Genomic DNA, 16,259 nt, shown 5'->3' with positions numbered 1-16,259 from the left:
TGAAAATATGGCTGATAAAAGAGATTATTATGAAGTCTTAGGTGTAAGTAAACAGGCTTCAGCCGATGAGATCAAACGAGCTTATCGTAAAAAAGCAAAACAATATCATCCTGATGTCAACAAAGAGCCTGGTGCTGAAGAAAAGTTCAAAGAAGTCCAAGAAGCTTATGAAGTATTATCAGATGCTAATAAAAAAGCCACTTATGACCGCTTTGGTCATGCTGCATTTGAGCAAGGTGCTGGTAATGGTGGTGCTGGTGGTTTTGGTGGATTTGGATTTGAAGATGTTGATTTAGGAGATATTTTTGGATCTTTCTTTGGTGGTGGCGGAAGATCACGTCAAAGAAATACAGGACCACGTCGTGGTGATGATCGCTTAATGCGTTTAAATATCAGTTTCATGGAAGCAGTAAATGGTGTAAAGAAAGATATTAAAGTTACTTATGATGCACCATGTACTCATTGTAACGGTAGTGGGGCTAAAAATCCTAATGATGTCCAAACGTGTTCACGCTGTGGTGGACGTGGAACTGTTCAACAGCAGCAAAGTTCACCATTTGGGACATTTGTAACTGAAACTACTTGTCCTGACTGTAATGGAACTGGAAAAGTTGTTAAAGAGAAATGTCCACATTGTCATGGACGTGGATATGAAACTAAGACAGTGACAGTACAATTAGATATACCAGCTGGTATTAATTCTAATCAACAATTGCGCGTAGCTGGCAAAGGTGGACGAGGAGCAAATGGTGGACCTAATGGAGATTTATTTGTAGAAATTCAAGTAGGAAGTCACGAACATTTTAAACGTGAAGGGCGAAATATTCATATTACTATTCCTGTTTCTAATGTAGATGCTACATTAGGATGTGAAGTTGATGTTCCAACTGTTCAAGGGGATGTTACAGTAAAAATTCCTGCTGGAACACAATCAGGAACAATACTGCGTCTAAAGGGTAAGGGCGTTAAAGATCTTCGTAGTACTAATTATGGTGATGAAATGGTTAGAATCGAAGTTAAGATTCCGACTAAACTTTCATCTGAAGAAAAAGAATTATATACTAAATTATCAAAACTTTCAAAGAAGAAAGAATCAATTTTTGATGCATTTAAACGTCAATTTAAAAAATAAAAACGAAGGAAAAATATTCTTCGTTTTTTATTTTTTTAAGAATGATTATTTTTTTCATTTCAATGATTAATCTTTTCATATGAGCTTCAAACATGATATACATGCCAATAAAAATTGTTTCAGCAATCAGAGAAAAAGATATCATAATAACTACAACAGAAGCCAATGGACCGTATACGCTAGTATAATCTGCTATGCTAAAATAAAATTCAAGAGCAGATAATAAAATTAACATCAGTATACTTGAACAAAAGGCTCCTTTTACAATGTCAAAAATGTGAACATGAACATCTGGAATAATCTTATATAATAAAAATAAAATAATAAAAAAAACTAAAAATAAATATAAATCACCAAGTACTAAAATATCTTTAAAATTAATAAAATAATTAATTAGAGGGATGATTGTTAATATGGATATTATTAGTAATAATAAAACGAAAACAGCAATCGTTTTTAAAAGCATTAATAATTGTTCAATAATTATATTCCTTTGATGTGCAGAAGGAAATAAGTTTTTTGAAATTCCATAAAGCTGGTTGATTCCTCGACTAACAACAAATAATGAGATAAATAAGATAATTATTGATGATAAAGTAATATGACTTGATTTTAAGGATGCAATTATTATGTTAGAAAATTCAGGAGTTAAGTAGTTTTTTAGTAATTGTTCTAAGGTGCCAAGATCAACATTTAATATGGAGGCAAAGAAGGCAAACAGTGAACAAATCGGTATGATTGACATGATTAAATAGTAAGCAAAGCATAAACCAGCATTTTTATTAACTTTATAGCGGTAGTCGAGGACCCGATTATTAATACGATAATATAATCTTTGAATTAGTTTTTTCATTTCTATCACCTACTTTTTATTGTACCTTACTTTTTATTTAGATGTATAGATATTAAAACAAAAAAATTAGCCAAAACGGCTAATTTTTAGATTAATCATTTTTTATATCGTCACCATTGGTAGAAATAACTTTTTTATACCAATAAAAACTTTTCTTTTTATAACGTTTCATATCTTTTAAGTCTTTATCATCCCGATTAACATAAATAGTACCATAGCGTTTAGACATCTCTCCTTGAGAACTCAAAATGTCAATTGGTCCCCACATTAAATATCCACGACAGTCAACACCTTCATTAATTGCTAATGCGATTTGCTCAAGATGATCTTTCATGTAATCAATTCTTGTATCATCGATAACGGTTTCATTTTCTAAAATATCACGCATTCCAAAGCCGTTTTCAACGACCATAATCGGTAAACGATATTTCGCATAAATATCCCTTAAACCAATACGTAAACCAAGGGGATCGATTTGCCAACCCCATTCACTAGCTTTTAAATATGGATTGGTAGCTGCTTTTGCATTACCGTTCATTTCAATGCTTAGTTTGCCATGTGAAGCTACTGTTGAAAAATAATAACTTAATGATAGCCAGTCAACCTTATTCTTTTTGAGCAACTCTAAATCTCCATCTAGCATTTTTGGCAGATTATTTTCATTTTTCATTTTTGCCATCATGTAACTTGAATACTCCCCGTACGTAAACATATCAAAATACATGTCTGTAAGTGCCATTTGATTTCGAGATTCTAGCTCGTCAAGAGGATTACAAGTGGCGGCATAAGCAGGAATATATATTACCATTCCTAAGACTTTAGCATCAGCGATAGTATGAACTTTTTCAACAACTTTAGCATGAGCAACAAAAGTATTGTGAACCAGCTGATTAATAAATGTTTGTTCGTCAATGTCTTTTGGACAAACGGCACCATAAGCTACCTTACTGCTGCCTGGTAAAGCAATTGCATTTTGTTCGTTAAATGAAATCCATTTTTTTACACGATCACCATAACGGTCAATCATTTTATTAGCATAGGTAACAAACATATCTACTACTTCCCGTGAATAAAATCCGTTATATTTATTCATTAGCAATTGGGGCATTTCGAAGTGATATAATGAGCACATTGGCTCCATTCCATGCCGAATCATTGAATCAATAAAATCATCATAGAATTGCATACTTTCTTCACTAAAGTTAATACCATCTGGGCATACTCTTGACCAGTCAATTGAGAAACGATAACTGGTGAAGCCCATTTCTTCAAATAATGAAAAATCGTCATCATAACGATGATAGCTATCAATTCCGTCTTTAAAATCACTATGTTCTGGTTTAGGGAAGAGATCACACACTGCAGGACTTTTACCACCTGCGTTATAAGCACCTTCGCTCTGGTGAGCGGTTACAGCACCACCCCATAGAAAATCTTTTGGAAATGTCATTTAATTATCCTCCTAATTTATATAGTATTATCATATTAGGAAATAATTGAGGTGTAAATACATTGGCCTTGTTTATTAATATAGTTTCATTGAATAAGAAAATAATGTAAATTTAATGAAAAAAAGTTTCAAAAAAACCAATCATAGAATAACTATAATTGGATAAAATAAAAATAGTACCGCAGTACTATTTATATTATTAAGCTGATTTTCTCAAAGTTCTTAATTCTCTAGCAGAAATTCTTACAGTCGTAGGTTTACCATCTACTAAAATAGTAGCTTTTTGTAAATTAACATTCCATTTTCTTCTACTTGAGTTTAATGCATGAGAACGTGTATTTCCAGACATAGGTCCTTTACCACTGATTTGACATTTTCTTGACATAGGTTCTCCTCCTCTTCATTAGTAGTGTTTTAACGTACTTGCATATAGTATCATTTTTAGTTTTAAATTGCAATTATTTTTTGAAAAATTATTACATTTTTTTTGCTTGAATTTTTTTATGGTTTGTTACAATAATTTCTGACTGCAATATAATTGTCAAGAACGAATTTTTAAGATATAATTAGTTATTGATGAATACAATTCAATTGTATACGAGGAGGTATATAAATGATTGAAAAAAATAATAATATGGGAACTGTTAACATTTCTTTAGATGTTGTTGCTACAATTGCTGGCGGTGCTGCAATTGAATGTTATGGCGTTGTTGGAATGGCAAGTCAAAAAAAATTAAAAGATGGTTATTATGATTTGTTACGTAAAGAAAATTATTCTAAGGGAATCGTTGCTCGAGATGGTGAAACTGGTTTAATTTTAGATCTATATGTTTTATTAGGATATGGAATTAAAATGACGGAAGTATTACGTGAAGTCCAAAAGAAAGTTAAATATGTAGTTGAGTCTACTTTAGATGTAAATGTCGAATCAGTGAATGTATATGTTCAAGGTGTTCGAGGAATAGAGTAGAGGAGATAGAAGATGAAAGTTGTAACTGGAAAATTATTTAAAGAGATGGTTTTATGTGGCGCAAATACGTTGCATAATAATCATCCTGAAATTGATGCATTAAATGTCTTTCCTGTACCTGATGGTGATACTGGAACAAATATGTCTTTGACATTTTCTGCTGGTGCTAAAGAAATTGAGGGAATGGATTCAAATAATATTGGAGAAATTTCAAAAAAATTATCTAAGGGACTTTTAATGGGAGCTCGAGGAAATTCTGGAGTTATCTTATCACAAATTTTTAGAGGGGTTTCAATGGCACTTCAAGGTCATGAAGAAGCTGACGCAGTACTTTGGGCTCAAGCACTAGAAAGTGGTGCAAAAGTTGCTTATAAAGCTGTTATGCGTCCTGTTGAAGGAACTATTTTAACAGTGATTAGAGAATCGAGTGAAGCGGTAGTAAAATACGCAAAGCCTGGAATGGAAATTGAAGATGTTTTCTCTTATTTTGTTAAAGAAGCAGAGGCTTCATTAGAAAGAACACCGGAATTATTACCAGTTTTAAAAGAAGTTGGAGTAGTAGATAGTGGTGGAGCAGGACTACTATTAGTTTTTACTGGCTTTTTAGCTGGATTAGCAGGAGAAACAGTCGATTATGTAGAAATTAAATCATCTGATTCCGCGATGAATGCTGTAGCTGATATTGAAGGTGGAGAAGAAGGTTATGGATATTGTACAGAGTTTATTGTTCGTCTAGAGCCTTCTTTGGTTGATAAATTTAAAGAGGAGCAATTAAAGAAAGAATTAGCGAGAATTCCTGGTGAAAGTATTGTTGTTGTTCAAGATGAAGATATCGTTAAAGTTCATGTTCATACTTTAAAACCTGGTAATGCTTTAAACATTGCTCAACGATTTGGTGAATTTGTTAAACTGAAAATTGAAAATATGCAAGAACAGGCAGATACTATTCAAAGTAATGCAGGAACGATTGTCGGAGTTGATGACAATGCTAAACCAAAACGTGAAGCTAAAGAAACAGCAGTTATCTCTGTTTGTGCAGGTGATGGTCTAAAGGATGCTTTTTTAGAACTACATTGTGATTATGTTGTTAGTGGTGGACAAACAATGAATCCATCAGCTGAGGATATGGTTCAAGCAGTTAGAGATGTAAATGCGAAAAATGTAATTATTCTTCCAAACAATTCTAATATTGTGATGACTGCGCAACAAACAGCAACAATTTTAGAAGATGAAGTAAATGTTATTGTTATTCCAACGAAAACTATTCCTCAAGGGTTATCAGCATGTATCATGTTTAATCCTGATGCTTCATTGGATGATAATGTTGCTGAAATGACAGAAGCAGTAGGAAATGTAAAAACAGGACAAGTAACTTTTGCAATTAAAGATACTAATATCGATGGTGTAGAAATTAAAGCTAACGACTATATGGCTTTGGTGGAAAAAGATATTGTTGCTTGTAAAGATAATAAATTAAAAGCATTAAAAGTTGTTTTAGAAAAACTAGTAGATGAGGATGCTGAATTGATTACATTGATTTATGGTGAAGACGTAAATGATGATGACATTGAAGAAATTGAAAGTTTTGTTGAAGATAATTTTGAGGCTGAATTAGAAGTAGTAAATGGTAAACAGCCTGTTTATTCATTTATAGTTGGTGTCGAATAATAAAGAGAAATTAAAAAATAATGTATTGTAGTGACCCCTAAAAGGAGGTCACTTTTTATATGGGATAGTAAAAAATTTAAATTAGAATATATTTAAAAATATAAGGATGGGAATATCTAAAAAATCTATCGAGTGTATGTCATAAGAATTTTTGACTCGACGAGTAGAATAAGATTAGAACATAATAAGCTGACTTTATCCATCGAAAAAATGGAACTGATAAATAGAGTTGGAAACAGAAAAAATTATCGGTTAGTAGCTTTAACTGCCAGTATAAGGCGATGTATTAATAAAAAACTCAACATCTTAGTTTGCAATTATTATTTAATCTCAAAAGGATTAATCTTTCATTTAGATCAAGAATGACATTGTCAGCATAAAACCTATCAAAAATGGTTAAGTGATAAAGAAATCAAGTAATTACATTCTCATAAAGAAAATTGCATGAACAATTCAAAGCTACAATTATTAAATATATCGAGTATTATAATAATGAGAAAATTAATACAAAAAGAAAAGGATTGAGTTCGCTTGCATGTAGACTACAGACCTTTTCAAGATTCAGTTTTAATTTAATATGTCTAACTTTTTGGTGACATTACATAAATATAGTGTTTTATAATATAAATAAGTGAATAAGAGTAAAAGATAAGAAAAAATTTGATATTGGGGTAATTTGTCATTAACCGAAGTATATGTATATAAATATTCAATAATTCATATATATTCTTTGCATAATCCTTGAGAATCAAAGTGATTATTAAATATCATGCAAAATTAGATTTTAGAATGAATAGTAATGTTTTTAAAATAAGTTAGTAAGGAATGTGATAAATATTGGAGTGTCTTTATTGTTTTAAACACATTATGTGAAATATTACTGTTTTAATATATAAATTTATAATAAATATCTTGTAAATAAAAGTGAGTTAAATGATAAGATACCAAGTGATTACATTTAGTGCCTTTTTAAAAGTTATGTTTGAAATTCAAATAAGTTATAATATTATAGATAATGATCACTATCATGGATATAATAGGGATTAATCAGAAATTATAAAAAATGATATATTCTACTTAAATTGTAAATTTTGAGTGGTAACATAAAGACTGTTTTTATGGACTAGTATATAAATTAAGTTTTTTTATTATTATAAATTGGTTTGGCTCTACGATTTTTATCGTAGAGTTTTTTTGTATTTGAATTAAGTGTAGAATAGGGCACTTACTATTAAACGCTAGATCATAAAATTTATTTCTTATGCATAAAAGATTCTCATAAAGAAGCCACAACTAATTTCTTATTTCCAATAATTTAATAAAAACAGGCTGAAATAAAGTAATTAAATTTTATTTTTAACCTGTTTTAAAATAAAATTATTTATAAAAAATTATAGTCTGGAAATTTTATTAATTTGTTTCTTTTTAAATTCTAAACTTGAATGTACATAAAGATTAAGCGTGGTTCCTACATTTGAATGACCAAGCATTTCACTAAGTGATTTAGTATCCACTTCGTTCATAACGCAATTAGTAGCATAAGAATGGCGAAGAGTATGGAAGTTAGTATTAAAATCAAACTGTTTACATAATTTGTTAAAACGATACTGAGTTGTTCTGGGATCAGGTATTTTATTATTGCCGGTAATGATAAAAACATTATTATCTTCGATTTGATATCGACTTTTATAATTAACTAAGAATTCATTAAGAAATAATGGAATAGGAACAATTCTTTTAGATGAACTGGTTTTAGGGTTAAGTATCATGAGTGCAGTTTTATTACCGGTGTCCTCCTTGCTTTTTAAACGTTCAACTGTTTTATATACATAAATATAGTTGTCTTCAAAATTAATATCTTCCCATTTTAAAGCACAAATTTCACCAATCCGAAGACCGGTATATAAAGAAATGGCAACAGCTATAGAGATTGGTTGAAAATTATTAAAGCAGTAGTTAGATAAATTGATTTTTTGAGAATTAGACAACGTATTAATTTGTCTTTGTTTCTTGGCAATTTTAATTAGCTCAAAACTACAATTATTAGTTTTATATTTTTGATGAGAATAATTAATAATGGCTCTTAATACATATCGAATACTTAGAAGGGTACTATTGGCATAGTTTTCTTTAGTAGACAGTTTATTAAAATAGGCAATGATAATATCTTCATTAAACTGTTCCATCGTATAATCATTGAATTGATGGGCTAACTGTGTGTCAATAACGACTCTATATTTAGCAATTGTCGGATATTTTACTGATAGCTTTTTTAACTCAATCCATTCATTTGATATTTCTTTAAATTTTTTTGTCTTCATAATTTGCTTTTCTCCTTATTTTTATATTTACTTTTCTATGAATACGTCAATTATTTGACATTAAAAAAGTATAAAGAAAAAATTAATATACAGATAGTGTCAAAAATCATTACAAAAATTTATATTTAGTTTTTTTAATAAAAAGATAACAGTTATTGCATGGTTTATTTTATTGAATATGGGATAAAGAAGATTAAAGGTATCAAAGATAATATTTACTAGTTTTGCTATTTATAATGCTTTAAAGGTATCATACTGATAAATGATAGGTATTAGACATTATAATATTCCTAATATACAATGTTTTTGTAAAGAAAAAGGGAGGTAGAAACAATGTTTTCTAATAAGGCATTAAAAAAACTAATTTTACCACTGATCATTGAACAAATTTTAATCATGGCAGTAGGAGTAGCTGATACTGTAATGGTATCTTATGCAGGTGAGGTGGCTATTTCAGGTGTTGGATTAGTAGATATGTTCAATAATTTAATCATTACTGTACTAGCTGCTATTGATGCTGGTGGAGCGATAATTGTTTCACAATATATTGGAAATAAAGATCGAAAGAATGCTAACAAAGCATCTAGTCAGCTTTTGACGATTACAATAGTAATTGCTACTGTAATTATGCTGGGGTGTCTCGTATTTCATCGTATACTCCTTAGTACATTTTTTGGTGCGATTGAAATGGATGTTATGAAAGCAGCAACGACGTATTTTCTAATTTCAGCTATTTCTTTTCCATTTTTAGGTGTGTATAATTCAGCAGCGGCATTATATAGATCAATGGAAAAAACAAGAACTACGATGTATGTATCAATCTTAATGAATATTATTAATGTTGTTGGAAATTATATTGGGGTATTTATTTTACATGCTGGAGTAGCAGGGGTAGCTGTACCAACATTGATATCAAGGATTGTTGCAGCGATTATTATGTTCGCATTATCACTAAACTCATCTAATTTAGTTTATGTAAAGATTAAAAACGTATTTGCATGGAATCAAGAAATGATTAGTAGAATTTTAAAAATTGCAGTACCTAATGGAATTGAAAATGGATTATTTACGCTTGGTCGGGTGTTAGTAACGAGTATTGTTGCTTTATTTGGGACAAGTCAAATTGCTGCTAATAGCGTTGCTGGAAGTATTGATCAAATTGCAGTTGTTGTTGTAAATGCAATTAATTTGGGTATTGTAGTTGTTGTAGGACAATGTATTGGAGCCAATGATTATGAGCAGGCAAAATACTATATAAAAAAATTAATGAAAATATCCTATATTGTCACAGGAATCATTGGCAGTGCTGTTATATTGTTATTGCCGTGGATCTTGAATCTATATTCTTTATCAAGTGAAGCAAGAAATTTAACTTTTATTTTAGTTATTATGCATAATATCATGGCAACAGCATTACATCCAACTGCTTTTGTTTTACCAAATGGATTACGGGCTGCTGGTGATGTTAAATTTTCAATGGTTGTTGGAATTGTATCGATGATCTTATTTAGACTAGGTGCAGCCGTGTTATTTGGAATTATCTTTAATCTAGGAATTATTGGTGTATGGATTGCAATGGGGTCTGACTGGTTATGTCGTTCAGTTTGTTTTGTAATAAGATTTATAAAAGGTAAATGGCGTCAATTTAAAGTTATTTAATTAATAGTATAAATAAATGAAAACCTATATAATATTGATATAAGTGATTGAAATTGGTATATTGATTGTTTTTTGCCAACTACCTCATTATTATTTAGGTTTTATTTTATCATAATTATAAACGACTATTAAGAAGGTGAAAAAATGGAAATAAGAGTATTGAAATATTTTTTGACAGTAGCAAGAGAAGGAAATATCACTCGTGCAGCAGAATTATTGCATATTACTCAGCCTACTTTAAGCAGGCAATTAATGCAGTTAGAAGATGAACTAGGTGCCGTCCTTTTTATTCGTGGAAAACGCAAGATGGTCTTGACTGAAGAGGGAATGGTTTTGAAAAGACGAGCCGAGGAAATTATTATTTTATCTGAAAAAGCGGAATTAGAAGTTGGCAGTCAAAGTCATGATATCAGTGGAGAAATAGCAATAGGCTGTGGAGTTACAGAAGCTACTCAGACAATGGGAAAATTAATAAAAAAATTTTCAGAAATATATCCCCATGTATCTTTTCGAATAAGAAACGGAAATAGTGATTTTATTTTAGAAAATATTGATAATGGCTTGCTTGATATTGGAGTTGTTTTAGAGCCGGTTGAGCTTGAAAAATTAAATTTTATTCATTTTAACGCTGAAGAAAAATGGGGAATATTAATGAAAAAGAATGCTTCACTGGCAAAAAAAGAATATATAACATCTAAAGATCTAATAGATTTACCTTTAATTGCTTCAGCGCGTAGTGAAGCGCAGACTATATTTTCCAACTGGTACGGAACAGGATATGAAAATCTATCATTTTGTGCAACTTCTGATTTAACGACTACGGCGGCAATATTAGTGAAAAATGATGTAGGTTATGCCGTAGTGGTTGAAGGGTCAATTTGTGATGCGGCAAGTGACGAACTATGCTTTAGACCTCTCTATCCAAGTTTAAATTCACATTCATTATTTGTCTGGAAAAAATATCAGTCATTTAGTTTAACTGTTACAAAATTTATTGATTTTATTTCTAAGGAAATAAAGAAGTTATAGAAAATTATTAAGAGATTGACGATACTAGTCTAAATTATCATTGATTAATTTCTTTTTACTAAGTTCATAAAGAAAAAGATAATAGAGATTAAAAAAATTTTGTTTAATAGCTAAAGATGCGATATAATAGTACTAAACTTATTTTGAAAATAGTAAGATTAATGAAAGAAGGTATTAGAATATGATTATTGGAATTCCTAAAGAAATAAAAAATAACGAGAATAGAGTATCAATGACGCCGGCTGGAGTATTTGCCTTATGCAAGGCCGGACATCAAGTATATGTTGAAACAATGGCAGGAACTGGCAGTGGTTTTAATGACGATGAATATAAAGAAGCCGGAGCAATAATCTGTAGTTGTGATGAAGTTTTTGCTAAAGCAGATTTGATCGTTAAGGTAAAAGAATATCTAGAAAGTGAATACAAATATTTACGCGAAGATCAAATGATATTTACTTATTTACATATTGCAAATGATCAACCGTTTGCACAAGCATTGATTGATTCAAAAACAACTGCAATTGCTTATGAAACCGTTGAATTAAATCATAATTTGCCACTTTTAACCCCAATGAGTGAAGTGGCTGGACGTATGGCAGTCCAAATAGGGGCTAACATGCTACAAAAAGCAAATGGCGGCAGTGGCCTTTTATTAGGTGGCGTACCTGGAGTAATGCCGGCTAAAGTTGTGGTTATCGGTGGTGGAAAAGTCGGTTTAAATGCTGCTAAAATCGCTTGTGGGTTAGGTGCTAGCGTAAGAGTTTTTGATATTAATGCAGAACGTATGGCATATATCGATGATATTAGTAATGGGGTTATTCATACGATTTATAATAATGAATATAATTTGCGACAAGCTCTAAAAACAGCTGATCTAGTAATTGGAGCGGTATTAATTCCCGGAGCTAAAGCCCCTAAATTAGTAACCGAAGATATGGTTAAAACAATGAAAGAAGGTAGTGCGATTGTCGATGTTGCAATTGACCAAGGTGGGTGTATTGAAACTTGTGATCATATCACTACTCATGATGATCCTGTTTTTATAAAACATGGAGTATTACATTATTCAGTGGCTAATATGCCTGGAGCAGTACCAAGAACTTCAACTATTGCTCTATCAAATGCAACTTTACCATATATTTTAAAACTTGCCGACAAAGGTATAGAGGCGCTTAAAGAAGACGCTGGATTTATGAAAGGATTAAATACTTATAAAGGATATTTTACTTGTAAGCCGGTAGCTCAAGCACTTAATGGTAAATATAAAGAAGTAGAAGAATTACTTTAAATACAAGTCCTTAACGGGACTTGTATTTTTTCTAAAATTGAACAAAATTTGTCGATATTTAAAATATATGGTATGGTTATAATATTAAGATAAAAAATATTGAAGGGAATCTAACGATGGATAAAACAAAAAATTTATATTTAATGGTTTCCAAAACACCAACAAGATTTGGTTACATGATTAGAAAAGTTGGAAGGATTCGCTATAATCATAGTGCCATCGCATTAGATGAAAATCTTCAAGCGTTATATTCATTTGCTCGTCTACAGCATAATTCATTATTTTTAGCCGGGATTGTCCTTGAAACAATTCCTCGCTATACATTAAGAAAAGAAACATTTGTTGATGTTGCAATTATAAAAATTCCGGTTAGTTTAGAACAATATAAATTAGCTAATGAGATTATTGGGGAGTTGTATGGTAATGAAGAATATTTATATAACCTTTTTTCGGTTCTTACTTACCCAGTAACAAAGGGATTTGCTACATATCAATCATATACATGTGTTGAATTTGTTATCCATGTGTTAAGCCAAATCGGTTTTAAATTCAGTGCCCCGGGATATTATTATAAACCCGATGATCTACTTACTATTTTTAAAGACAATATTTATTTTGAGGGGAATCTCTTGGATTATTGCCCAGATGAAAGAATCGATGAACAGTATTTTGCACCAATGAGTTTTGAAGTTGCTAAAAAGAGTGCCAAATGTTTTGGCAAAATAGTTGGACGCAGTATATTTTGTCGAGGTGATGATTATTTTAAAAACAAGGAAATGTTTTGGGATAAAAACAATTTTCACTAAAAGGGTTGACAGTAACCGTTTACAATGATAGTATTTAGTTTGTAAAAATTGAAATAGTGTGTAACTGGTAATGCAGGCATCAACTATACTAGATTTATATTAAGATATTTTTTATCTTTATATATTTTTTTAGTATATGTTGATGCCTTTTTTGATGAAAAAGCGCGCGTTCATCTTTATCCTATAGCATACATCTTTTTACAGTTTTATATGGAGGAGAAAATCGATGAGAATGAAAAAAAGAGGTATCATGAAAAAAGGACTGATTTTAGGATTGTCATGCATGATGTTGGGCTCTACAATAACGATTACAAGAGCAGCTGAGAATACAAAACCCCTTACTGATTTTGGAAATGTTTTAGATGTAACTGCCGATCCAAAAGAAAAAATCTACGGGACATATAGTACAAATGAATATAATAACTTTTCAGATATGGGAGCTTGGCATGGTTACTATCTACATCAAAAAACAGCAACAGATCTATATGGGGGATTTGCTGGACCAGTAATCATTGCAGAAGAATATCCAATTAATTTATCTGATTCAATTAATAAAATTAATTTAGAAAAAGTAACAGCACAAGGAAATGAAAAAATTGATTTAACTAAAGCGACTACTAATGAGGTATATTATCCAGGTCGTCTTGAACAAACTTATGATTTGGCTGAGTTAACATTAAAATTAAAATTAATTTTTGGTACTAACCGAAGTGCTTTGATCGAAACAAAAATAATTAATAAAACTAATAATGATTTAAAATTAAATTTATCTTGGGATGGACATTTATTTACTTGGTATACTAGTGAAAATAAAAGTATGGGAACTACTTTGAGTGAAAGTGCAGATGGGGTGAAAGTTAACTTCATTGAAAAAAGAGGCACTTGGGAATATATGACAACAACTGAAAACTCATTTGATGTAGTATTAAGTGAAGATGATATTAAAACAACGGTAAGTGATGATCGGTTATCATATACAATTACCAAAAATGAATCAATAACGATTGGAGCTGATAGCGAATATAATACTTATCAAACACAAAGTTTTACTTTCACAAATGAAGAAAGAGTTTCAGAAAAAACTAAAGTAACTAATTTATTAAAAAATCCTCAAAAATATTTCGAGAAAAATAATTCTCGTTGGCAAGGATATGTAGATACTATTTTTGAAAATGGAGTAGATGCTAATGTTAATTATCAACGGGCTGCAGTAAAATCAATAGAAACATTGATGACTAACTGGTTTTCTGCTGCTGGAGCAATCAAACATGATGGAATCGTTCCATCAATGTCATATAAATGGTTCATCGGTATGTGGGCATGGGATTCTTGGAAACAAGTAGTAGCTACAACATATTTTAATGAAGAATTAGCTAAAGATAATGTTCGTGCTTTATTTGATTATCAAATTAAAAGTGATGATGCAGTACGCCCTCAAGATGCAGGAGCTATCATTGACTGTATTTTCTATAATCAAAATGAAGATCGCGGTGGTGATGGCGGTAACTGGAATGAACGAAATTCTAAACCAGCTTTAGCAGCATGGGCAGTTGAAAATGTTTATCGTCAAACTGGTGATAAAGAGTTTTTAAAAGAAATGTATCCCAAATTAGCTGCTTATCATAACTGGTGGTATACAAATCGTGATATTGATAAAAATGGTATTGCTGAATATGGTGGAATGGTGCATGAAACATGTTATGATTGGCGTAATTATGAATATACAGTTGGTCAGTATGTTGAAGGGTTTGGTACAGTTAATGAAGACGGTTATATTTTAGATGATAATGGGGAACGTATTGTATGCCCAGAAGCTGGAATTGAAGCGGCTGCTTGGGAAAGTGGAATGGATAATGCAACACGTTTTGACCGTGAAGGAAACGGGGCAGATGATAAAGGCATTGAAATTTATACAGTAAGAAATAATCAACATGCGCCAATTGGATATGTTATTAATCAAGAATCAGTGGATTTAAATGCTTATTTATATGCTGAAAAAGGTTTCTTGAAATCAATGGCAGAAGAATTGGGGTATCAAAATGATGTAGTAAAATATACACAAGAGGCACAATATATTCAAGAATATATTAATGATAGAATGTACGATGAAGAAACTGGATTCTATTATGATGTTCAAACAAATGAAGATGGTTCAGAAAAGAAATTATTAGTGAATCGGGGTAAAGGAACTGAAGGATGGATCCCACTATGGGCTAAAGCAGCGACTAAAGATAAAGCTGCACGAGTTGTAGAAAGTATGACAGATGCTAATAAGTTTGATACATTTGTACCTTTCCCAACAGCTTCAAAAGATAATAATAAATATGCACCAGAAAAATATTGGCGTGGACCAGTATGGCTAGATCAAGCTCTATATGCGGTAGAAGCTTTACAAAATTACGGCTATTATGATGAAGCGAAAGTGGCAACAACGAAATTATTTGATCATGCTAAAGGCTTGTTAGGAACAGGACCAATCCATGAAAATTATAACCCTGAAACGGGAGAAGGGCTACATACTAAGAATTTTAGCTGGAGTGCTTCCGCTTTCTATCTGCTATATCAAAATACATTAACTTCTACTAATACAACATCACAAACAGGATTCGATATTCCTAATGTAAATATTGAAGTAAATATAAATAAAGAGTTATTATTAGAAGCTATAAAAAAAGCAGAATTAATCAAAGAATCTGAGTATACTAAAGATTCTTATCAGGGTTTAGTAATTGCTTTAGAAAACGGTAGAGCTGTATATGATGATAAAAATGCAACGCAAGATATGGTTGACATAGCAGCTGCTAAATTAAATGAGGCATTGAATGCACTTGTTAAAATTAAAATAACGGATAATGAAGGCACTAGTCCTAAAACTGGAGATAGCATTGAAACTATAGGCTATGCTGTTTTATTAGGTCTTACAGGAGGTGCATTAGCATTAGCAGGTAAAAGAAAAAAACACAATTAATGCTGTGAGGATAAAAACACACGATTAGATTCGTGTGTTTTTAGAATGTAAAAAATGTTTTTGATTCAATACAATTTATTGACCGAAAGCACTTTCAATGATACCATAGAGAAAG

Annotated in this window: 13 protein-coding genes; 9 read left to right on the top strand and 4 right to left on the bottom strand. The window is 31.0% G+C overall.

Annotated elements, in window-relative coordinates:
• Nucleotides 1–7 precede the first annotated feature (7 nt).
• A complete protein-coding gene (gene dnaJ / locus EYR00_RS09340; protein WP_003536735.1) occupies nt 8–1,132 on the top strand; it encodes a molecular chaperone DnaJ in 1,125 nt (374 codons plus the stop codon).
• Here the strand turns inward: dnaJ and EYR00_RS09335 are convergent.
• The 3 genes from EYR00_RS09335 to rpmB form a co-directional block, all read right to left on the bottom strand.
• Nucleotides 1,122–1,985 (bottom strand): YhjD/YihY/BrkB family envelope integrity protein, encoded by an 864-nt coding sequence (locus tag EYR00_RS09335; protein ID WP_117580573.1) that lies wholly within the window; start codon nt 1,983–1,985, stop codon nt 1,122–1,124. The genes dnaJ and EYR00_RS09335 overlap by 11 nt on opposite strands.
• A 91-nt stretch (nt 1,986–2,076) precedes the next feature.
• The gene (locus tag EYR00_RS09330) at nt 2,077–3,435 is read right to left on the bottom strand and encodes a glycoside hydrolase family 1 protein (protein ID WP_003536739.1); all 1,359 of its coding nucleotides are present in this window, start codon (nt 3,433–3,435) and stop codon (nt 2,077–2,079) included.
• 199 nt (nt 3,436–3,634) lie between these two features.
• Nucleotides 3,635–3,820 (bottom strand): 50S ribosomal protein L28, encoded by a 186-nt coding sequence (gene rpmB, locus EYR00_RS09325; RefSeq protein ID WP_003536741.1) that lies wholly within the window; start codon nt 3,818–3,820, stop codon nt 3,635–3,637.
• 228 nt (nt 3,821–4,048) lie between these two features.
• On the opposite strand from rpmB, the gene EYR00_RS09320 reads away from it, so the two are divergent.
• The 3 genes from EYR00_RS09320 (at nt 4,049) to EYR00_RS16110 (ending at nt 6,669) form a co-directional block, all read left to right on the top strand.
• Nucleotides 4,049–4,405, top strand: a complete 357-nt coding sequence (locus EYR00_RS09320) for an Asp23/Gls24 family envelope stress response protein (RefSeq protein ID WP_003536743.1) — start codon at nt 4,049–4,051, stop codon at nt 4,403–4,405.
• Nucleotides 4,406–4,417: 12 nt separating this feature from the next.
• Nucleotides 4,418–6,073, top strand: coding sequence for a DAK2 domain-containing protein (locus tag EYR00_RS09315; protein ID WP_003536744.1), 1,656 nt, complete (start codon nt 4,418–4,420; stop codon nt 6,071–6,073).
• 440 nt (nt 6,074–6,513) lie between these two features.
• The gene (locus EYR00_RS16110; RefSeq protein WP_118671815.1) at nt 6,514–6,669 is read left to right on the top strand and encodes an IS3 family transposase; all 156 of its coding nucleotides are present in this window, start codon (nt 6,514–6,516) and stop codon (nt 6,667–6,669) included.
• Between the two features lie 795 nt (nt 6,670–7,464).
• Here the strand turns inward: EYR00_RS16110 and EYR00_RS09305 are convergent.
• Nucleotides 7,465–8,394: a tyrosine-type recombinase/integrase gene (locus EYR00_RS09305; RefSeq protein WP_003536746.1), complete on the bottom strand. Its 930-nt coding sequence runs from the start codon at nt 8,392–8,394 to the stop codon at nt 7,465–7,467.
• 333 nt (nt 8,395–8,727) lie between these two features.
• On the opposite strand from EYR00_RS09305, the gene EYR00_RS09300 reads away from it, so the two are divergent.
• From EYR00_RS09300 to ygjK, 5 genes are all read left to right on the top strand, one after another.
• Nucleotides 8,728–10,053, top strand: a complete 1,326-nt coding sequence (locus EYR00_RS09300) for an MATE family efflux transporter (RefSeq protein WP_003536747.1) — start codon at nt 8,728–8,730, stop codon at nt 10,051–10,053.
• Between the two features lie 144 nt (nt 10,054–10,197).
• A complete protein-coding gene (locus tag EYR00_RS09295) occupies nt 10,198–11,082 on the top strand; it encodes a LysR family transcriptional regulator (RefSeq protein ID WP_003536748.1) in 885 nt (294 codons plus the stop codon).
• Between the two features lie 181 nt (nt 11,083–11,263).
• Nucleotides 11,264–12,370, top strand: coding sequence for an alanine dehydrogenase (gene ald / locus EYR00_RS09290; protein WP_003536749.1), 1,107 nt, complete (start codon nt 11,264–11,266; stop codon nt 12,368–12,370).
• Nucleotides 12,371–12,486: 116 nt separating this feature from the next.
• Complete coding sequence (locus EYR00_RS09285) at nt 12,487–13,176, top strand: hypothetical protein (RefSeq protein WP_003536750.1); 690 nt, start codon at nt 12,487–12,489, stop codon at nt 13,174–13,176.
• Between the two features lie 226 nt (nt 13,177–13,402).
• Nucleotides 13,403–16,144 (top strand): alpha-glucosidase, encoded by a 2,742-nt coding sequence (ygjK, locus tag EYR00_RS09280; RefSeq protein WP_034558791.1) that lies wholly within the window; start codon nt 13,403–13,405, stop codon nt 16,142–16,144.
• The last annotated feature ends 115 nt before the right edge of the window (nt 16,145–16,259 follow it).

This window comes from Thomasclavelia ramosa DSM 1402, assembly GCF_014131695.1.
Taxonomy (GTDB): Bacteria; Bacillota_I; Bacilli_A; order Erysipelotrichales; family Coprobacillaceae; genus Thomasclavelia; species Thomasclavelia ramosa.
Note: the sequence above shows the minus strand (reverse complement) of the source record. Positions and strands in the feature narration are given on the sequence as shown.

Excerpts from the sequence above, each read along its gene's own strand:
- dnaJ (WP_003536735.1), top strand. The coding sequence starts at position 8 with ATGGCTGATAAAAGAGATTATTATGAAGTCTTAGGTGTAAGTAAACAG.
- EYR00_RS09335 (WP_117580573.1), bottom strand. The coding sequence starts at position 1,985 with ATGAAAAAACTAATTCAAAGATTATATTATCGTATTAATAATCGGGTC.
- EYR00_RS09330 (WP_003536739.1), bottom strand. The coding sequence starts at position 3,435 with ATGACATTTCCAAAAGATTTTCTATGGGGTGGTGCTGTAACCGCTCAC.
- rpmB (WP_003536741.1), bottom strand. The coding sequence starts at position 3,820 with ATGTCAAGAAAATGTCAAATCAGTGGTAAAGGACCTATGTCTGGAAAT.
- EYR00_RS09320 (WP_003536743.1), top strand. The coding sequence starts at position 4,049 with ATGATTGAAAAAAATAATAATATGGGAACTGTTAACATTTCTTTAGAT.
- EYR00_RS09315 (WP_003536744.1), top strand. The coding sequence starts at position 4,418 with ATGAAAGTTGTAACTGGAAAATTATTTAAAGAGATGGTTTTATGTGGC.
- EYR00_RS09305 (WP_003536746.1), bottom strand. The coding sequence starts at position 8,394 with ATGAAGACAAAAAAATTTAAAGAAATATCAAATGAATGGATTGAGTTA.
- EYR00_RS09300 (WP_003536747.1), top strand. The coding sequence starts at position 8,728 with ATGTTTTCTAATAAGGCATTAAAAAAACTAATTTTACCACTGATCATT.
- EYR00_RS09295 (WP_003536748.1), top strand. The coding sequence starts at position 10,198 with ATGGAAATAAGAGTATTGAAATATTTTTTGACAGTAGCAAGAGAAGGA.
- ald (WP_003536749.1), top strand. The coding sequence starts at position 11,264 with ATGATTATTGGAATTCCTAAAGAAATAAAAAATAACGAGAATAGAGTA.
- EYR00_RS09285 (WP_003536750.1), top strand. The coding sequence starts at position 12,487 with ATGGATAAAACAAAAAATTTATATTTAATGGTTTCCAAAACACCAACA.
- ygjK (WP_034558791.1), top strand. The coding sequence starts at position 13,403 with ATGAGAATGAAAAAAAGAGGTATCATGAAAAAAGGACTGATTTTAGGA.